Below are 19,244 nucleotides of genomic sequence, written 5' to 3' on the forward strand. Positions count from 1 at the left end.
CGCGAGCGGCGGTGTGCCGCTGGCACAGGTGCCTTACGGACCGGCAGACGCGGCAGGTGCGCGAAAGTTCCTGGAGCACCAGTGTTCCGCTGGTGCCGGTGTTCCGCGGGCCGGCAGGCGCGGCGCGGCTCAGGGAAAGTCTTCCTGCTCCGTGGTGTCTTCCTGAACCGGTCCGGACGTGTCGTCCGCCGGGCCCTCGGCCGGCACGGCAGGCAGCGCGCCCGGGTCCGTGGAGAAGGTATCATAGCCCAGGAAGCCGCTCACCCGCCAGATGGAGTAGTCGAACTCCCGGTCCACATGGGTGGTGAAGCTGCCTGAATCCACCTCCTCGGCGGTGGCGAAATGGCGTGCGTCGCGTGCGCCGTCGCCCAGGGTGACAAGCAGCATCGGCCCCCGGTCGGCCTTCGACAGGCTGGCGACCATCTCGTAATGGTTGCTCACCCTGCCCTCCGGGTTCCACACCCGGATGTTGCCCGGCGGCAGCGCGGCCTCGAAGGAGCATTCGGCCAGCCGGCGCCGGTCGTTGGAGAGCAGCACATCCACGCCGGTATCCTCCATCGCGAGGATCACCCGCTCGCAGAACGCCGGCCCGATGCGCACCTTCTTGTAGGGGTCGCCCGCCCGGGGCAGCCCGGTGCCCCATTCGGAATAGACCGCGCCCAGCCCCCAGAGCAGCAGCGTGGCCACGCCGCCGATCGCCACATGCGCGCTGAGCCCGCGCCGCCAGCCGCGCCGGGTGAGGAAGCAGGCGGCGATGATGGCGCCGGCCACGTAGCAGGGCGCCGCCCAGTTCGCGTTCGCGCCCCCGTTGAGCGACTGCACGCACATTGCCAGGAACAGCGGCGCCACCAGCCAGAACAACAGCCGCTTGCGCCAGTCCGCCCGCCACTCGCGCCATTGCGCCGCCGACCAGAAGAGCGCCAGGAGAAACACCGGCCCGATCACGCCGGCCTGCGCCGCGATGAACTCCGGCAGCCCGCCGAAGGAGAGGCCCTCGCCGGTGTCCGCATTCTCGCCCAGATGGGCGACGGAGGCGAAGTGATGCACCCCGAGCCAGATGAGGTTGGGCGACCACACCAGCAGGAAGCAGACCGCCGCCAGCAACGGCCCGCGCCAGGTGCGCGCCCCCTCGCGCGAGAAGATCGCATAACCGATGGCGCCCCCGGCGAAGGCGATGGCGGTATATTTCGCCAGCATTCCCGCGCCGAGGCTCAGCCCCAGCACCGCCCACCACAGCCAGGGCTCCGGGGTCTTCTTCGTGCGCTTGAGGGTGAGGATGCGGGTGAGCGCGTAGAGCGCGCCGGCCCAGCCGAGCATCATCAGCGGGTCGGTGGTCATCAGCCCGGCCGAGACCGTGACCCCCGGCGCCACCAGATAGCCCAGCCCGGCCCAGAAGCCGGTGCGCGCGTCATAGAGCCGCCGGCCGGAGGCGAAGATCAGCCAGGCGATCCAGGCATGCACCAGCGGCACGAAGAAGCGCAGGCCGAAGAGCGTGTCGCCGAACACCTCGGTGGAGAGGCGGATGGCCCAGGCCACCAGCGGCGGCTTGGAATAATAGCCGAAGGCGAGGCTCTCGCCGTAGGTCCAGTATTGCGCCTCGTCGAAATGCGCCGGGATCACGCCGCTGGCGTTGAACATCTCGCGCAGCAGGGTGACGGCGGCGATCCCCACCAGCAGCCAGCCGAGCCAGACATTCTCCGCGATCTTGCGTTTCTTGGCCATGCGCAGGTCTCCGGGGTCTTGGGGCATCGGGCAGCAAAGGGACAACGGCGGGCGCCGGGGGCCTGTGCCGCCCGGCCCCCTGCTCTTTCCGAATTCCGGCGGAGAAATCAACCGGGTTCAGCCCGGAAGTGATGCACCGAAGCACCGCGGCACGCATTCGCCCCACCCTGCGGCCGGAAAGCCCGCCCGCATCGGGCCCTGCCCCGTTTCCGAAACCCCGTCCGGCAGCGAAGGCCTCCCGACACACCAGAGATGCGGCCCCCGGCGTGTCAGGCCGGAAGACGACCGGACAGATCAGCCTGTCACGTCAGCGATCTTGCCGTTGCAGAGGGCGGGCCAAGGTATGATCCCAGAGGAGCGAGCCGCTGTCGGAAAGGGCACTTGGCCCTGCCAGACCTGGAGCAGACCGGTGGACGTGGATGTCGCCAGTCGTTCCATTGATCAACTGGGAGAGCGGGAGACCCTGATTGAAATGCGGGAGGTATCTCCGCATTCGTGGGTTTTAAATTGTAGTGTCCCTTAAATTTCAAAAGCTTGAATAAATTATAATAATAATTGTAGCGGAAATCCTATTATATACTTTTAAAGAACCATTTATCTGATTTATGCGCGACATTACATGCGTTCTAAAATCCGACTTTAGCTGCGCAGCAAAACATCGGTGACGTGGGCTCCTTCCTGCCGCACGACACCCTCTGCCAGAAGTATTGCTCACGCCTCGAAGGTGCGCGGCACGGTTCCGAGGTCGGAGTTTCCTGACGGAAGAGGCCTCCGGAGCCTCGCGCGGCAAGCATCGTTGTTTCCGAGCTGGTTCCCGATGCCTCCCATGCTGACCGTTGCGGCCTTTGGCGAGGTATCGCCAGAGCGGGGGTCAGAGACGTTCGGCGAGGGCGTCTGCCAGCACGGCGCGCAGGGCGGTGGCGTCGGCTGCCGGCTCCACGTAGGCCGCGCCGATGTCGCGGGCCAGGATGAAGGTGAGCCGGCCGTCGCGCACCTTCTTGTCCTGCCCCATCAGCGCGATCAGCCCGTCCACGTCCGGCAGCGGGCCGGGAATGTCGGCCAGGCTGCGCTTCATGCCCATCTGCGCGAGATGCGCGCGCACCCTACCCGGGGTTTCCTGCGCGCAGAGGCCCATGCGGGCGGAGAGGTCGAAGGCCAGCGCGCAGCCGATGGCCACCCCCTCGCCGTGCAGCAGCCGGTCGGAGTAGCCGGTGGCCGCCTCCAGCGCGTGGCCGAAGGTGTGGCCGAGGTTCAGCAGCGCACGGTCGCCCTGCTCGGTCTCGTCGCGCAGCACGATCGCGGCCTTCATCTCGCAGCAGCGCCGGACCGCCTCGCGGCGCGCGGCCGCATTGCCGTCGGCCATGCCCGGGGCGTTGTGTTCCAGCCAGGTGAAGAACCCGGCGTCGCCCAGCAGCCCGTATTTCATCACCTCGCCGTAGCCGGCGAGAAAGTCGCGCGCAGGCAGCGTGCCCAGCAGGTCGGTGTCCGCGAGCACCAGCCGCGGCTGGTGGAAGGCGCCCACGAGGTTCTTGCCCTGCCGGGTGTTGATGCCGGTCTTGCCGCCCACCGAACTGTCGACCTGCGCGAGCAGCGTTGTGGGCACCTGGACGAAGCCCACGCCGCGGCGCAGGATCGCGGCGGCGAAGCCCACCAGGTCTCCCACCACGCCGCCGCCGAAGGCCACCACCAGGTCGCCGCGCTCCACCTTCATTTCCAGCAGCCAGTCGAGACAGGCCTGCAGCCCCTCCCAGCCCTTCGTGCCCTCGCCGGAGGGCAGGCTGGTGGCGCGGACCGTGACGCCCCCCGCGGCGAAGCCCTCGACCAGGGCCTCGAGGTGGAGGCCGGCCACCGTCTCGTCCGCCACCACCGCCACGCGCGGCTGGCGCAGCAGCGGGCCCACGAGCGCCCCCGCCTGCCCGATCAGCCCGGCGCCGATGTGGATGTCATACTCCCGTCCGGGAAGCGGCACGTGCACGATGCTGGTCATTCTGCGGGTCTTTCCTTGAGCAGGCGGGCCTCGGGAGGCAGGGTCGCGTCGCGGGCGGCGAGATGGGCGAGGATGCGCGAGGCGGCCTGCTGGTGCCCCTCCCCGCCGAGGGAATCGACCACCATGTCCGCTTCCGCGTAGATCGGGTCGCGCAGCGCCATCAGCCGGCCGAGCGCGCCGCGCGGGTCCGCCCCCGCGAGGAGCGGGCGCCCGGGCTTGCCCTTGATGCGCTCGAACACCACGTCCAGGCTCACGCGCAGCCACAGCGAGACGCCTTTCGCGCGGATCAGCGCGCGGGTGGGCGGCTGGATGAAGGCGCCCCCGCCGGTGGCCAGCACCCGCGGCGTGCCGGTGAGCAGCCGGTCGATGACCCGGGTTTCGCCGGCGCGGAAGTAGGGCTCGCCGAAATGCTGGAAGATCTCCTGCACGCTCATGCCCGCGGCGGCCTCGATCTCGTGGTCCGAATCGGTGAAGGGCGCGCCGAGCCGGTCCGCAAGCACCTGGCCGACCGAGGATTTGCCCGCTCCCATGATCCCCACCAGCACCAGGGTGCGGCGCAGACCGGGCGCATGGCCCGTCTCGGGGCCGGGAGAAGGCATTTGAGTCATTGGCACGGGCGCTCCGGCAGGTCCGACATTGATGCGGGGCAGCATAGGCGGTAGTCTCGGCCTTCAGTGGTCCGTCGCCGCCCGCTTCCCGGTAAACAGGGAAGGGGGTGTAGCATCATGAAGGCCACAGGCAAAGCCCGCGCTGAGCGGCGCGGGCCGTCAAGGACTGAGGCAGCACAAAGGCACGCTGGAGCATGGGACGCATCCTGAAATATCTGTTGTATCTGGTCGTGCTGGGACTGGCGGCGCTGGCCGTCTATGCGCTGTTTGCCGACCTTCCGGCCCCGGTCGAGGAGATCACGATCGATGTTCCGATGCCTGCTGACGGTTAGCCTCGCGGCGCTCTGCGTGGCCGGAATGGCCCGGGCAGAGCCGCGCAGCGCCATTCCCTGGCTGTCGGATTCGCTGCATGCGCGGCGGGAGAGCATGGCCGTGCCCTCCCCTGTCCCCGGCGTGCCCGGCTCCGGCGCGCCCGCCGTGCCGGGCGCCGGGGCGGTGAGCAGCCTCGCGCCCGGGCCGACGGCGCCGGATGCGGCCATCCTCGTCACCCCGCTGGGGCCGCCCTCGCAGGATGGCGCGGGCCTGCTCTCCAGCCGCACCACCGGCCTGCCGGCGGACCTCTGGGGCCCGACCTCGGTGCTGCGCGCCAGCGCGCTCATCGAGGGGCTGGCGGGCACCGGCGTGCCCGCGGCGCAGGACCTGTTCCGCACCCTGCTGCTGGCCACCGCCGCCCCGCCGCGCGGCGCGGGCCCGGAAGCCGTGCTGCTGCGCAGCCGCATCGACCGGCTGATGGAAATGGGCGCGCTGGAAGAGGCGCTGGAGCTCGTCACCCAGGCCAATGTCACCACGCCGGAATTCCTGCTGCGCCGCTTCGACATCTCGCTGCTCACCGGGCAGGAGGAGAAGGCCTGCAAGCTGCTGCTGGGGCGCAGCGACATCAAGCCCACGGCGGCGGCCCGGATCTTCTGCCTCGCGCGCTCGGACGCCTGGACGGACGCGGTCGTCTCGCTCGCCGTGGCGCGCCAGGCCGGCGACGTGAGCGAGGCGGAGAACGCGCTCTTCTCCCGCTTCCTCGACATGGAGGAAACCCGGCCGGGAGAGCGGATCGCCGTTCCGGACCAGGTCTCGCCGCTCAACTACCTGATGCTGATCGCCATCGGCGCGGGCGGCGCCGCCGTGGCGGAGACCGACCTGCCGGTGGCCTTCGCAACCCTGGACCTCGCCCCCACGGCGCCGCCGCGCGCGCGCATCCTGGCCGCGGAGAAGCTCGTCGCCTCCGGCGGGCTGAGCTACCCGATCCTGTTCTACGCCTACCGCGCCGAAACCCCCGCCGCCTCCGGCGGGGTGTGGAGCCGCTCCGCGGCCGTGCAGGACCTCGACGCCGCCATCGCCGCGGCCGACGGCGCGGCGCTGGACGCGGCGTTGCCGAAGGCGGACAAGCTGCTCACCGACATGGGGCTGCGCGTGGCCTTCGCCCGCGAATATGCCCCGCTGCTGGCCGGGCTGGCGCCGGGGCTGATCACCGACCGGCTGCGGGTGTGCGAACTGCTGCTGCTGGGCGGCGAGACCACGGCGGCCCGGCGCTGGATTCCGCGCTCCGCGCCATTGCCACTGCGCACCGCGCTCGCGGTCGCCGATGGCGATGCGCCGCCCGACACGCCGGACCCCGGCTCGCTGGAAGCCGCGGTGTTGCGGGCCTTCGCGCCCGAGGCCCCGGAGCAGCCCCCCTATGAGCGTCTCGCGGCCCAGCTCGCGGAAGGCCGCACCGGCGAGGCGCTGCTGCAGGCGCTCTCCACCCTCGACGCCCGCCGCGGCATCGACCCCTCCGACCTCACCGCCGCCCTGCGGGTGATCCACGACGCCGGGCAGGACGACGCCGCGCGCGACATCGCCGTGGAGCTCCTGCTCATGAACGAGGGCATGTGATGGCGCACCCCTGGTTGCCGGTGTTCCTGGAGGCGCTGGTGGCGGAGCGCGACGCGGCCCACAACACCCTCGCCGCCTATGCGCGCGACCTGGGCGACTACATCGCCTTCCTCGCGGCGCAGGGGCGCGGGCCGGAAACGTCCGGGCGGGCGGATATCGAGGCCTATCTCGGCGACCTGGAAACCCGTGGCCTCGCGCGCGCCACCCGGGCGCGACGGCTGTCGGCCATCCGCCAGCTCCACCGCTTCGCCTTCGCCGAGGGCTGGCGCGAGGACGACCCGGCCGCGCTGATCCGCGGCCCGGGCCGGGACCGCAAGCTGCCCGGCACCCTCTCCGAGGAGGAAGTGACCCGCCTGCTCGCCGCCGCGCGCGAGACCGGCCGCACCGAGACCGACCGCTGCCGCAACGCCTGCCTGATGGAACTGCTCTACGCCACCGGCCTGCGGGTGAGCGAGCTGGTCGGCCTGCCGGTTTCCGCCACGAGGGGCGATCCGCGCATGATCCTGGTGCGCGGCAAGGGCGGCAAGGACCGGATGGTGCCGCTCTCGCAGGATGCGCGCCTGGCGCTCACCGCCTGGCTGGCCCTGCGCGACGCGACGGACGCAGAGGCGCAGCGCCGCGGGCGCAAGGCCTCGGCCTTCCTCTTCCCCGGCTCCGGCGCGCGCGGGCACATCACGCGCGAGCGTTTCTTCCTGCTGATTAAGGAGATCGCGGTGCGCGCCGGCATTCCGCCTTCGCAGGTCTCGCCGCACACGCTGCGCCATGCCTTCGCAACCCACCTGCTGGCCGGCGGGGCGGACCTGCGCGCCATCCAGATGCTGCTCGGGCACGCCGATCTCGCCACCACCGAGATCTATACCCATGTGGTGGACGAGGACCTGCGCCGCCTGGTGCTGGACCATCACCCGCTGGCGAACGACTGACCCCCGCCGCCCCGGCTGCGGCACCGCGGGCATCTTGCCCCGCGCCGCGCCCCGCCCCATAACACTCCCCCGGGGGCAGGCGCCGCCCTCCCGCCCCCGCCGCGCGCCGAGGAGAACCGAATGGAGACCGTGACGGAAAGCTTCACATGGGACGCCACGCTGTGGTGGACCGCAGCCGCCATCCTGGCGCTGCTGCTGATGTCCGCCTTCTTCTCCGGTTCCGAGACGGCACTCACCGCCGCAAGCCGCGCCAAGCTGCACCAGATGGCGGAGAAGGGCTCACGCGGGGCCGCCCTCGCCCTCAAGCTCACCGAGGACAGCGAGCGGCTGATCGGCGCGGTGCTGCTGGGCAACAACCTGGTGAACATCCTCGCCACCTCGCTGGCCACCAGCCTGTTCACCGCGCTCTTCGGCGATTCCGGCGTGGCGCTGGCCACCCTGTTCATGACCCTGCTGGTGCTGATCTTCGCCGAGGTGATGCCCAAGACCTACGCCATCACCAATGCCGAGCCGGCCGCGGCGCTGGTCTCGCCGCCGCTCACCATCCTGGTTCGGCTGCTCTCGCCCGTGGTCTCGGCCGTGCGCTGGTTCGTGCGGCTGATGCTGTGGCTGTTCGGCGTGCGCGCCGACGCGGACGCGCGCATCATGGCGCTGGAGGAGATCAAGGGCGCCATCACCCTGCACCACTCCGAGGGCACGGTGGAGAAGGACGACCGTGACCGGCTGCTCGGCGCGCTCGACCTCGCCAACCGCACGGTGGACGAGGTGATGATGCACCGCTCCAACATCTACATGCTGGACGGCGACACCCCGCCGCTGGAGCTGATCGACGAGGTGCTGAAGGCCCCCTACACCCGCATCCCGATCTGGCAGGGCGACCAGGAGAACATCGTCGGCGTGATCCACGCGAAGGACCTGCTGCGCGAGATCAACCGGCTCGCGCGCCTCGCCCCCGCCGGCGTCGAGAGCCTGGCGCAGTTCGACGTGATGACGGTGGTGATGGAGCCGTGGTTCGTGCCCGAGACCACCACGCTCAACGACCAGATGCGCGAGTTCCTGCACCGCCGCAGCCATTTCGCCCTGGTGGTGGACGAATACGGCGCCCTGCAGGGGCTCATCACCCTGGAGGACATCCTGGAGGAGATCGTGGGCGACATCACCGACGAGCACGACGAGGAGGTCCACGGCGTGACCGCCGACGCGGACGGCGCCATCACCGTGGACGGCACCACCTCCATCCGCGACATCAACCGCGCGATGGACTGGCAGCTGCCGGACGAGGAGGCCAACACCGTGGCGGGCCTGGTGATCCACGAGGCCCAGTCCATCCCCACCGCCGGACAGGTGTTCAGCTTCCACGGCTTCCGCTTCGAGGTGCTGGAGCGCCAGCGCAACCAGCTCAAGCAGGTGAAGGTGAAGCGGCTCTGAGCGCTGCCGGAGCGCGAATCGCGCTCCGCCCGGGACCTGTGTGCCGTCTCCGCCCGCAAAGACCCGCCGACCTCACGCAGGCTTGAGCCGGAGTGAGGCAGGAGGGCGCGCCGACAAATTCACCGGAAAACAGACAGATGAGCGCCACGCACCGGCGTTGCGCTCTTTCGCGCCAGCGGGAATTTTTAGTCTACTGCGGTTCTTCTACGCGCGCGAATATTCTGTTAACCTCTTTATGCGATGAAAAGGGTGTTCGATTACTTGCATGGTGCGATGACATCGGACACCTTCCTCCCTGTCGAACTGGCCGCGCCGCTGGCGCGGCCTTTTTTGCATTATGCAATCAGTAATGAACAGAACTGAAGCAGACCGGCAGGTTGTTCAGCCCGGCTCGCCAAGGCCTCCGGCCGACTTGGAAGTTTATGTGACAATTTGTATTTCTGGCTGTTGACGGAGGGCGGGAATCTACGTAGCGTCCCCCTTGCAAATACGTTCGGCCAGTCCGACAGGGAAACAAAAAAAGGGGTGCCCATGCAGGCACCCCTTACCATGTCCGGCCCCTTGCCGCGCCTGTGCGCCGCCGAAGATGATTGCGCCGGGACGCCCGGGGCGACCATTGACTTTGACCCCTGTATGCGACACCCATGGCCGCCGGATGGCATGGTGACGGCGCGCACGGTGTCGGAACCGATTGCATGGACAGATGGAAAGCCGAGAACTGATGACATTCCGTACTCTCTCCCTGATGCTCGCCTCGGTCGCGATGCTTGGTCTGCCCGCGATGGCCCAGGACACCACGGCCCCGGCAAAGCCGGAGGCGCAGGCTCCCGCCACGCCCGCCCCGGCTGCGACCCCCGAGTCCGCTCCCAAGGCCGATGCCGCGGAGGAGCCCGCGGCCGCCAAGGAGAATGACCAGAACTTCCCTGTCGCCGAGGCCGAAAAGCCCCGTGAAGTGCTCAAGGAAAAGTTCGACGACTGGGAAGTGCGTTGTGCCGCATCCGACGAGTCGCGCTGCTTCCTCTACCAGATCGTGAAGGACAGCGAGGGCCGCGGCATCGCCGAGTTCACCCTGATCCACCTGCCCGACGGTGGCCAGGCCGCTGCCGGCGCCACCATGGTGACCCCGCTGGGCGTGATGCTCACCCGGGGCGTGGGCCTCACGATCGACTCCGCGCAGCCGCTGGGCTACCCGTTCCTCTACTGCGCGCAGAGCGGCTGCTTCTCGCGCCTCGGCCTCACCGCCGCCACCATCACCCGGATGAAGAAGGGTGCCGTGGCCAAGGTCACCATCTACGGCGTGAACAACCCGGAGCAGGCTGTCGAAGGCAATCTCTCGCTGAAGGGCTTCACCGCCGCGATGGCAGCCCTCGGCGGCTGATCCCGCCCCGCGACACCGCAAACGCCCGAAGGGCCCGGAGCGCACCCCGCTCCGGGCCCTTTCTCATTGGTGCGGCAACGGGCCGGCACGCGCCATCACGGACGCCGCGTCCGGGCCCGGACCTATGCGATGCGAGGATGCGGGGATGCGGGGATGCGGGGATGCGGGGATGCGGGGATGCGGGGATGCGGGGATGCGGGGATGCGGGGATGCGGGGATGCGGGGATGCGGGGATGCGGGGATGCGGGGATGCGGGGATGCGGGGATGCGGGGATGCGGGGATGCGGGGAAACAGGCCGGAGGTCGCCGCGCAAGGCAACCGATTTCGCGCCGGGGAACCGCTGCCGTCTGACCGCCAGTGACGCGGGCTGCGTTGCGCGGCGGCCGGCGCATCCGGGCGCTGCACAGCACGACAGTGTCTGCGAGGGCTCCCCGGATGCGCGTCCGGGCCGGGCCCCTGCCCGCCCGCGATCCCTCGCCCGACGTCGGGGTATCCGCCGGCGCCCCGGTTGGTCGCCGGGCACAGGGCAGCACAGGGCGGCGGCGGAAGCCGTCAGGCTGCCGCGGTGTCCAGGTCGATGTGGAGGCGCAGGAGGTCCACGGTCTCGCCCAGCCGGGTCGTCCATGCGGCAGGGATCAGCTCATCCCGGCCGAAGCCGCAGCTCCGGTAGAGGCGGATCGCCGGGGCGTTGTGCAGCACCACGTGCAGCCACAGGCACCGCGCCGGGTTCTCCGCCGCCAGCAGCCCGAGCAACGCCGCCAATGCCTGCCGCCCCGTGCCGGCGCCCGGGCGCAGCACGGCGAATTCCTCCAGCTTGGGCCGCCCGGTGTCGCAGCGCGACAGGTAGGCGAAGGCCAGCGGCCCCTCCGGCCCGGCAAAGGCCAGCAGGCGGAAGGCCTCGCTCTCAAGGGCGGCTTCCAGGGCGGGGCGCGGAACGGCCTCCAGACGGTCGTAATAGGCCGGGTCGTTCAGAACGGCCTCGATCCAGCCGAAATCCGCCGCGGTGGCGCGGCGCCAGGCGGGGTTGGTGTCAGGAGTGTCGGTCATCGCAGGCCTCGCGTCTCGTCCGGGCCCGCAGGGGTGCCGCGCCGGGTGCCTGCCGCCCGCTCCGGTGCCCGTGCGGGAGGCACGCGGCGGGGGCATCACCCACTGCAGGGGGCCCCGCGCCGCGGCCTCTCGGATCCGCGGTCAGGCGGCGCGCAGCGCCAGCACCGCGTTCAGCCCGCCGAAGGCGAAGGCGTTCGAAAGCACGGCCGTCACCTTCACATTCCGCGCGGTGTTGGGCACCACGTCGAGATCGCATTCCGGGTCCGGTTCCTCATAGGAAATCGTCGGGGCGATGATGCCGTCGCGCAGCGCCATGATCGCCGCCAGCAGCTCCACTGCGCCGGTGCCGCCGATCAGGTGGCCGTGCATGGATTTGGTCGAGGAGATCATCAGCCGGTCCGCATGGTCGCCGAAGACCTGGCGCACGGCGGCGCATTCGGTCTTGTCATTGGCAGTGGTGCCGGTGCCATGGGCGTTGATGTAGCCCACTTCCTCGGGGTTCATCCGCGCGTCGCGCAGCGCACCCTCGATGGCGCGGGCGGCACCGTCCTGGCTGGGCATCACGATGTCGGAGGCATCCGAGGTCATGGCGAAACCGGAGATTTCCGCGAGGATCGGCGCGCCGCGCGCAATCGCCCGCTCACGCTCCTCCAGCACGAACATCGCCGAGCCTTCGCCCTGCACCATGCCGTTGCGGGTGCGCGAGAACGGCCGGCAGCCGTCCTTCGACATCACGCGCAGGCCCTCCCAGGCCTTGATCCCGCCGAACACCAGCATGGACTCGGACCCGCCGGTCAGCATCACGTCGGTGGCACCCGAGCGGATCATGTGGAAGGCCTGCCCGATGGCGTGGTTCGAGGAGGAACAGGCCGTCGCCACGCAGTAGGACGGGCCCTTGAGCCCGTAGCGCATGGAAACATGGCTGGCGGCGGCGTTGTTCATCAGCCGCGGCACGATGAAGGGGTGAACGCGGTTCTTCCCCTCCTCGTAGACGAGGCGGTAGTTCTCGTCCTGGGTGTGCAGCCCGCCGCCGGAGGTGCCGACGATCACGCCGGCGCGCACCGAGAGCTCCTCGGAAATCTCCAGCCCGGCCTGCTCCATCGCCTCGCGGGCGGAGAGCAGCGCATACTGGGTGAACGGGTCGTAGAGGGCGATCTCGGAGCGCGAGAAATGCTCTTCGGCCGAATAGCCGCGGATCTGCCCGCCGATGCGGATCGACAGGCGCTCCACGTCACGGAATTCGAGATCGACGATCCCGCACCGCCCTTCGGCCAGACCGGCGAAGGTTTCCGGAACGGACCGTCCGAGGGCATTGACGGAACCCGCCCCGGTAATGACAACGCGGCGCATGGTCCCGGTCAGCCCTGCTTTTCCGCGATCAGGCCCTTCACGGCGTCGGAGATCGCCTGGACATTCGAGATGTCGAACTCGGAGGCAGCCGGGTCGTTGGCATTGAAGGGGATCGAAATGTCGAAGGATTCCTCGATGGCGAACACCGTTTCCACCAGGCCAAGCGAGTCTATGCCCAGGTCCTCGAGAGTGGACTCCGGGGTCACCTCGCTCGGATCGAGGACCGCCTGTTCGGCAATGATGCCGATGATTTTCTGCGTGACGTCGTCAGACATCGCCTACTCCCTCGCGTTCGCAACTGCTCTAACGGGTCGGTCAGGATTTGGAAACCCGTTTCTGCAATTCGCGCACCCTCCGGAACAGCTCCGGAAGCTTGCGCTGCAGGACCATGGACTGGATGCCGATTTCCCGCGGCATGGCGGGAATGCCCATCATCACCTGGTTGGGCCCGATGCTCCCGGCGACCAGCGACCCGCCGGCCACGATCACGTCCGACCCGATGGTGACATGGTCCGCCACGCCGACGCCGCCGCCGAGCACCACCCGGTCACCGATCCTGGTGCTGCCGGCGATGCCGACGTTTCCGCAGATCATGCAGCCCCTGCCGATGACCACGTTGTGGCCGATCTGCACGAGATTGTCGATCTTCGATCCGTCGCCCACCCGCGTGTCGGCCACGGTGCCGCGGTCGATGCAGGCGTTCGCGCCCACCTCCACGTCATCGCCCAGCAGCACGGCGCCGAGCGACTGGATGCGGGTGTAGATGTCATGCCGGCTGCCGTCGGCGGTGAGCTTGCCGGTGGTCTTCGCCTCCTCCACCGCGCCGGCCTGCGGGGTGACGAAGGAGAACCCGTCGCCGCCGATCACCGCGTTCGGCTGGCAGATGAACCGGTCACCGATGCGCGTGCCGCGCATGATGCGCGCGCCGGACTGGATGAGCGCTCCCTCGCCGATGGTCACGTTCTCCGCCACGCAGGCGTGCGGGAAGATCCGCGCCCCCGCCCCGATCCGCGTGCCGGGGCCGATGGTCACGAAAGCGCCGATGGAGGCACCGGGGCCGATCTCCGCCTCCGGGTGGATGTCGGTCATCGGGTGGATGCCGGGCGCCAGATGCAGCGGCTGGTCGAAGGCGCGGGTCACCCCGGCCATCACGTAGCGCGAGCGCGGTGCGAACAGGGCGGCGCTGAAGCCCAGGGCCTCCCAGTCCGCGCCGGGCCACAGCAGGGCGGCGCGCGCCGGGGTGTCACGCGCGGCCTCCTCGTAGGACGGCTCCATGGCCAGGGCGAGGTCGTCCACGCCGGCCTCGCCGGGGGCGGCCGGCCGCACCACGGTGAGGCTCAGGTCCCCCACGGCCTCCGCGCCGAGCGCGGTGGCAAGATCGGCAATGGTCATCGACATGTCGCACCCTCCAGAACGTCTCCCCGCAGGATATAGCGAAGCCCGGCCCCGGGTGAAAGACCGGGACCGGGCCTGATTTCGCCTCAACCGGCGAAAGCGGCGGGAAACGGGGCGGCGGGCCCCGTGGCCGAGCGCCGCTTCAGTCGAGGGTTTCCACCCCGGCCGCGGAGAGCGCGGCGATGGTGCGCGCGTCGCGCCCGTAGATGTCGTTGCGGAACTGCACCTCGCCCTGGCGGTCCACCCAGACGGTGCGGTAGGTGAGATACATCCGCACCGGGCGGTCGAGGTTCACCCGGCGCTCCTTGCCGCTGTCCAGCCAGCCGTCGAAGCTCGCCTTCGGGTCCGCCACCTGGCCCTGGAGCAGGGCATAGGCCAGATCGAAGGGCCTCTGCACCCGCACGCAGCCGTGGCTGAAGGCCCGCGCGTCACGGTTGAACAGGCTTTTGGACGGCGTGTCATGCAGATAGATGGCGTACTTGTTCGGGAACATGAACTTCACCCGGCCAAGCGAGTTCTCGTCTCCCGGCTCCTGCTTCACGCGGAAGGGGAAATAGCCGCGCGAGTAGAGCGAGTAATCCGAGGTCACCCCGTCCGGCACCGGGTCCGCGCCGGTGGGCACGAGGCGCATGCCGTTGCGCGCAAGGTAGGTGGGGTCCTGCTTCAGCTTGGGCAGGATCTCCTTCGTCGCGATGCTGGTGGGCACGTGCCAGGTCGGGTTGACCACGATGTGGTCCATCATCTCGATGAATTCCGGGGTCCGGTGCTTCGGGGTCTGCCCCACGACCACACGGCTGGCCAGCAGCACCTGGTTGTTCTCGATGAGCTCCATCGTGAAATCGGCCTGATTCACGAAGATGTGCCGCTCGTTCATGTCGCGGTGCAGCCAGCGCACGCGCTCCAGGTTCACCAGGATGCGGTTGTAGCGGTCAGCGGCGGAGGTGTTGATGGTCCGCAGGGTCTGCGGGCCGACGGCGCCGTCGTCGATGAGGCCGTTGCGCAGCTGGAAGCGCTTCACCGCGGCTTCCAGTTCCGGGTCGAAATAGGTCCGGTCGACCCCCGGCACGGGGCCGGAGCCGGCCGCGGCCTGAATCGGGCGGTTCTGCTGCGGCTGCGGAGCTGTGGCGGCCGCGTCGGTCAGCTGTTCCATGATCGCGGTGGCCGGCATGGCGAGCCCGACATCGCCGAGCGCCTGCAGCCGGTCACGCAGCGCCGCAACCCGCGGCGAGCGGTCTCCCGGACGCAGGGTAGGCCCCTCGGGCACGGTGCCGCCCAGCACGGCCTCGGAGGCGAGCGTCCGGTAGCGCGCCAGCTCCTGGACCAGCGTGCGGTATTCCGGCAGGTCCGGGGCGAGGAAATCGAGCGAGGCGGGCGCGGTGCCCTCGGCATGAAGGCTGGCCAGCAGCCGGGCCGGCACGGGGCGCACGGGCTGGAAGTGGATCTCGTCATCCACCTTCTCCGGGTTCAGCAGCCCCGAGGACACGATGCGTCCGAAGGAGAGATAGGCCTTCATGAACCGAGCCTCGGCGTCCGGCCCTCCGGTCGCCAGGGCCACGCTCAGCCCCTGGGGGTCGAGCAGGTTCTCCGGCAGGCCCTGGTCCGGCGCGTGGCGCAGCGAGGCGAGCAGCGCCTCGGCCCAGCCGTGGTCTGCTCCGGTCCAGAACGGCCGGTTGTCCCGCGCGGCATAGAACACCGCGACGGCGGGGTCCGTCACCCCTGCCCGGCGCAGCGCCTGACCCAGCGGGGACGTGTCGATCACCGGCGCGACACCATTGGTGCGCACCCGCTCGCCGGGAGCCGCCGCGCCGGGCGTGCCTGCGAGCGGAGCGGTGATCGCCGTCCGCGGACGGTCGACATAGACTTCCGGATCCCCTGCGGACTGGGCGAAGGCAGCCTGAAATGGAATCAATGAGGCGGTTCCGAGCAGGAAGGCGCCAAGGAAGGTGCGGTTCAACAACATCGTTGCCCCTTTGCAACAGGTATCCGGTAGCTTTGAATCTTACGTCTCCGCTGCCGTGGTTTCGACCGGGAACCGCCAGGATCGGCAAGATTCTGCGCAACCGTGTCAATTCGAACGCATATCGGCGGATTATTGCCGAGGCTTACGTGAATCAACGCAAAGGTTAGCAAAACGTTCCCTCACGAGGCTGTGACGATTTACACTGTAGCATGATTTGCCGAGGTAAATCTGCCACTTGGCAGCACAAAACCGAATGTGTGATAGTGATTTCAGGGATAGGGGCAACATCGAACTATCCGCAGCAAGCGGAAGTCGGAACGAGGCAGATAGTGAAACCAGGACAAGACTCTTGTGGGTCCATGACCCGACGCACGGTGCTCGGAGCTTTCGCAGGAATTGCATCTCTCGCTGCAGCACCCGTCTACGCCAAGGCACCCGGCCTGATCCGTGAGGCCGGAGATATTCGCAAGATCCGCATGTACAGCCAGCGGACCGGCGAGAAGATCGACACGATCTACTGGGTGGACGGGGAATACATTCCCGAAGTCCTCAACGAGATCAGCTTCTTCATGCGCGACTGGCGCCAGAACGAGCTCATCTCCTACGATCCGCGCAACGTGGACGTGATGGCCGCCGCCCAGCACAAGCTGGACACCAGCGAGCCCTACCTGATGATCTCCGGCTACCGCAGCCGCAAGACCAATGACATGCTGCGCGCCCGGTCGCGCGGGGTGGCATCGAACTCCTACCACATCAAGGGCATGGCCGCCGACCTGCGCCTCCGCTCGCGCAGCGTCGCCCAGATGTACAACGCCGCCTATTCCTGCAACGCCGGCGGCGTGGGCAAGTACACCCACTCCAACTTCGTTCACATGGATTGCGGCCCGGTGCGCACCTGGGGCAGGTAAGACCTTCCCCCCCGGCCATGAAAGAGCCCCGCCCCCCGAGGCGGGGTTTTTTGCGCGCGCCGCCCTGCCCCGCCGGCCCGATCGCGGCTCGGCCGGGCCGCACCCGCGCCCCGTACCGCATGCGGGTGATCCGCCCTCACCGTCGCGAACAGCGGACCACCGGGCATCGCAGCGCCGCCAGCCCCCCGGAGGGCCGAAGCGCAGGACACGCGCCCCGGTTACGGACGGATGGTGCCCTTGCCGGTGACAAGATACTTGAACGAGGTGAGCTGCTCCGCCCCCACGGGCCCGCGGGCATGCAGCTTTCCCGTGGCGATGCCGATTTCCGCACCCATGCCGAACTCGCCGCCATCCGCGAACTGGGTGGAGGCGTTGCGCATCAGGATCGCGCTGTCGAGCCGGGCGAAGAAACGCTCCGCCACCGCGTCATCCTCGGTGAGGATGCTCTCGGTGTGCTGCGAGCCGTAGCGGCGGATATGGGCGATGGCCTCGTCCACGCCATCCACCAGCTTCGCGGCGATGATCATGTCGAGGTATTCGCGGCCCCAGTCCTCCTCCGTCGCCGGCACGCTGCCGGTGAGGCCGGCGCCTGCGCGCACCTCCACCCCGGCCTCCATGAGGTCGGTGAGGAACGGGGCGCCGTGGGCCGCGAAGAAGGCCCGGTCGATCAGCAGGCACTCGGCGGAGCCGCAGACGCCGGGGCGCCGGGTCTTCGCGTTCAGGATCACCGTGCGGGCCATCTCGGGGTCGGCGGCGGCGTCCACGTAGATGTGCACGATGCCCTCCAGATGCGCGAACACCGGCACCCGCGCCTCGCGCTGCACCAGGCCCACCAGCCCGGCGCCGCCGCGCGGCACGATCACGTCGAGATAGCCGGTCATGGTGAGCATCTCGGTCACCGCCGCCCGGTCGCGGGTGGGCACGCGCTGGATGGCGTCCTCCGGCAGGCCGGCGGCGCGCAGCCCCGCCACCAGGCACTCATGGATGGCGCCGGAGGAATGCAGGCTCTCCGAGCCGCCGCGCAGGATCACCGCGTTGCCCGCCTTCAGGCACAGCGCGCCGGCGTCGGCGGTCACGTTGGGGCGGCTCTCGTAGATCACCCCGATCACCCCCAGCGGCGTGCGCACCCGGCGGATGTCGAGGCCCGAGGGCATCGACCATTCGGCCATCACCGCGCCCACGGGGTCCTCCTGCGCCGCCACGGCGCGCAGGCCTTCGGCCATCGCGGCCACCCGCGCGGGCGTGAGCTCCAGCCGGTCCAGCAAGGCGGGCGAGAGGCCCTTCTGGCGGCCGAACTCCATGTCCCTCGCATTGGCGGAGAGGATGTCGGCCTCGCGGGCGAGGATGGCCTCGGCGGCGGCAAGCAGCGCGTCGCGCTTCGCATCGGCTGGGGCGAAGGCAAGCTCCGCCGCCGCGGCACGCGCCGCCTCGCCCATGCCCTGCATCATGCCCTTGATGTCGACCGCGTCCATGCTGCCGTCCTCCGTGCTCAGATTGCCATGTCGTCGCGATGGGCCATGGTGGCCCGGCCGGGATGGCCCAGGATCGCCTCGATCTCGCCGGACTGCCGGCCCATGATGGCCCGCGCGTCCTCCGCGTCATACCCCGAGAGCGCGCGGGCGAGCACCGCGCCCTCCTCGGTCACGATCTCCACCGGGTCCCCCCGGCGGAAGCCGCCCTCCACATCGCGCACCCCGGCGGAGAGCAGCGAGCGCCCTCGCCCGAGCGCCGCCGCCGCGCCGGCGTCGATGACCAGCCGGCCGCGCGGCTTCATGCCGGCGATCCAGCGCTTGCGGGCGGCGGCGGGGTCCGCGGACGCGCGGAACCAGGTGCAGGGCGCCCCCTCGGCCAGCGCGGTGAGCGGGTACAGCCCCTCGCCGCGCACGATGGCCATGGCGCAGCCGGCCTGCATCGCGGCCCGCGCGGCCATGATCTTGGTCTTCATCCCGCCCTTGGCCCCGGGAGTGCCGGCATCGCCCGCCATCGCCTCGATGGCCGGGGTGATGCGCTCGACCACGTCCAGCCGCCGGGCGGCAGGGTCCAGCCGCGGGTTGGCGGTGTAGAGCCCGTCCACGTCCGAGAGCAGCACCAGCACGTCGGCGCCGCACAGGCTCGCCACCTGGGCGGCGAGACGGTCATTGTCGCCGTAGCGGATCTCGTCGGTCGCCACCGTGTCGTTCTCGTTCACGATGGGCACGACGCCGAGGCCCAGCAGGGTCTTCAGCGTGGCGCGGGTGTTGAGGTAGCGGCGGCGCTTCTCGCTGTCCTCCAGGGTGACGAGGATCTGCGCGGTGGTGATGCCCCGCGGGCCCAGCACCTCCTCATAGGCGCGCGCGAGGCGGATCTGCCCCACGGAGGCGGCGGCCTGGCTCTGCTCGATCGGCAGCGCCCCGGGCGAGAGGCCCAACACCCGCCGCCCCAGCGCGATGGAGCCGGAGGAGACCAGCACCACGTCCTTGCCCTGCGCCTTCAGCGCCGCCACGTCCCCGGCCAGCGCATCGAGCCATTCGGCCCGCAGCAGGCCCGAGGCCGCATCCACCAGCAGCGCCGAGCCGATCTTGACCACGACCCGCCGGGCCGCGGCCAGCATCCCGGCCGAGAGGCCGGCGGT

The 19,244-nt window shown here is 69.8% G+C and carries 16 protein-coding genes; 6 read left to right on the forward strand and 10 right to left on the reverse strand.

Annotation, left to right across the window (positions count from 1 at the left end):
- Positions 1 to 129: 129 nt before the first annotated feature.
- From FDP22_RS14630 to FDP22_RS14640, 3 genes are all read right to left on the reverse strand, one after another.
- The gene (locus tag FDP22_RS14630) at positions 130 to 1,722 is read right to left on the reverse strand and encodes an ArnT family glycosyltransferase (protein ID WP_170317711.1); all 1,593 of its coding nucleotides are present in this window, start codon (positions 1,720 to 1,722) and stop codon (positions 130 to 132) included.
- An 871-nt stretch (positions 1,723 to 2,593) separates the two neighbouring features.
- Positions 2,594 to 3,709: a 3-dehydroquinate synthase gene (gene aroB, locus FDP22_RS14635; RefSeq protein WP_138578191.1), complete on the reverse strand. Its 1,116-nt coding sequence runs from the start codon at positions 3,707 to 3,709 to the stop codon at positions 2,594 to 2,596.
- Positions 3,706 to 4,317, reverse strand: coding sequence for a shikimate kinase (locus FDP22_RS14640; RefSeq protein ID WP_138578193.1), 612 nt, complete (start codon positions 4,315 to 4,317; stop codon positions 3,706 to 3,708). Before FDP22_RS14640 ends, aroB begins: the two co-directional genes overlap by 4 nt.
- Before the next feature lie 194 nt (positions 4,318 to 4,511).
- On the opposite strand from FDP22_RS14640, the gene FDP22_RS24530 reads away from it, so the two are divergent.
- The 5 genes from FDP22_RS24530 (at position 4,512) to FDP22_RS14660 (ending at position 9,972) form a co-directional block, all read left to right on the forward strand.
- On the forward strand, positions 4,512 to 4,649 hold the full coding sequence (locus FDP22_RS24530) for a hypothetical protein (RefSeq protein ID WP_170317712.1): 138 nt from the start codon (positions 4,512 to 4,514) through the stop codon (positions 4,647 to 4,649).
- Positions 4,624 to 6,243, forward strand: a complete 1,620-nt coding sequence (locus tag FDP22_RS14645; protein ID WP_138578195.1) for a hypothetical protein — start codon at positions 4,624 to 4,626, stop codon at positions 6,241 to 6,243. The genes FDP22_RS24530 and FDP22_RS14645 overlap by 26 nt, the downstream gene beginning before the upstream one ends.
- Positions 6,243 to 7,166, forward strand: coding sequence for a tyrosine recombinase (locus tag FDP22_RS14650; RefSeq protein ID WP_138578197.1), 924 nt, complete (start codon positions 6,243 to 6,245; stop codon positions 7,164 to 7,166). Before FDP22_RS14645 ends, FDP22_RS14650 begins: the two co-directional genes overlap by 1 nt.
- 120 nt (positions 7,167 to 7,286) lie before the next feature.
- A complete protein-coding gene (locus tag FDP22_RS14655) occupies positions 7,287 to 8,594 on the forward strand; it encodes an HlyC/CorC family transporter (RefSeq protein ID WP_138578199.1) in 1,308 nt (435 codons plus the stop codon).
- A gap of 721 nt (positions 8,595 to 9,315) precedes the next feature.
- The gene (locus FDP22_RS14660) at positions 9,316 to 9,972 is read left to right on the forward strand and encodes an invasion associated locus B family protein (RefSeq protein WP_138578201.1); all 657 of its coding nucleotides are present in this window, start codon (positions 9,316 to 9,318) and stop codon (positions 9,970 to 9,972) included.
- A 553-nt stretch (positions 9,973 to 10,525) separates the two neighbouring features.
- Here the strand turns inward: FDP22_RS14660 and FDP22_RS14670 are convergent.
- The 5 genes from FDP22_RS14670 to FDP22_RS14690 all read right to left on the reverse strand — a co-directional run bounded on the left by FDP22_RS14670 (position 10,526) and on the right by FDP22_RS14690 (position 15,725).
- Positions 10,526 to 11,020, reverse strand: a complete 495-nt coding sequence (locus FDP22_RS14670) for a GNAT family N-acetyltransferase (RefSeq protein WP_138578203.1) — start codon at positions 11,018 to 11,020, stop codon at positions 10,526 to 10,528.
- A 141-nt stretch (positions 11,021 to 11,161) separates the two neighbouring features.
- On the reverse strand, positions 11,162 to 12,370 hold the full coding sequence (locus FDP22_RS14675; protein WP_138578205.1) for a beta-ketoacyl-[acyl-carrier-protein] synthase family protein: 1,209 nt from the start codon (positions 12,368 to 12,370) through the stop codon (positions 11,162 to 11,164).
- Between the two features lie 8 nt (positions 12,371 to 12,378).
- Positions 12,379 to 12,645 (reverse strand): acyl carrier protein, encoded by a 267-nt coding sequence (locus tag FDP22_RS14680; RefSeq protein WP_138578207.1) that lies wholly within the window; start codon positions 12,643 to 12,645, stop codon positions 12,379 to 12,381.
- Between the two features lie 40 nt (positions 12,646 to 12,685).
- Positions 12,686 to 13,768 (reverse strand): UDP-3-O-(3-hydroxymyristoyl)glucosamine N-acyltransferase, encoded by a 1,083-nt coding sequence (locus FDP22_RS14685; RefSeq protein WP_138578209.1) that lies wholly within the window; start codon positions 13,766 to 13,768, stop codon positions 12,686 to 12,688.
- A gap of 139 nt (positions 13,769 to 13,907) precedes the next feature.
- Positions 13,908 to 15,725: a L,D-transpeptidase family protein gene (locus tag FDP22_RS14690; protein ID WP_138578211.1), complete on the reverse strand. Its 1,818-nt coding sequence runs from the start codon at positions 15,723 to 15,725 to the stop codon at positions 13,908 to 13,910.
- A gap of 359 nt (positions 15,726 to 16,084) precedes the next feature.
- Between FDP22_RS14690 and mepK the strand changes: the two genes are divergently transcribed.
- On the forward strand, positions 16,085 to 16,633 hold the full coding sequence (gene mepK / locus FDP22_RS14695; RefSeq protein ID WP_138578213.1) for a peptidoglycan L,D-endopeptidase MepK: 549 nt from the start codon (positions 16,085 to 16,087) through the stop codon (positions 16,631 to 16,633).
- A gap of 218 nt (positions 16,634 to 16,851) precedes the next feature.
- Here the strand turns inward: mepK and FDP22_RS14700 are convergent, their stop codons facing one another.
- Positions 16,852 to 18,105 carry a glutamate-5-semialdehyde dehydrogenase gene (locus tag FDP22_RS14700; protein ID WP_138578215.1) on the reverse strand — a complete coding sequence of 418 codons (1,254 nt, stop codon included), beginning with the start codon at positions 18,103 to 18,105 and terminating at the stop codon, positions 16,852 to 16,854.
- A 17-nt stretch (positions 18,106 to 18,122) separates the two neighbouring features.
- Entirely contained in the window at positions 18,123 to 19,223 is a 1,101-nt protein-coding gene (gene proB / locus FDP22_RS14705; RefSeq protein ID WP_138578300.1) for a glutamate 5-kinase, read from the reverse strand.
- Positions 19,224 to 19,244 lie beyond the last annotated feature (21 nt).

The sequence above is a fragment of the Paroceanicella profunda genome (assembly GCF_005887635.2).
Lineage (GTDB): Bacteria > Pseudomonadota > Alphaproteobacteria > Rhodobacterales > Rhodobacteraceae > Paroceanicella > Paroceanicella profunda.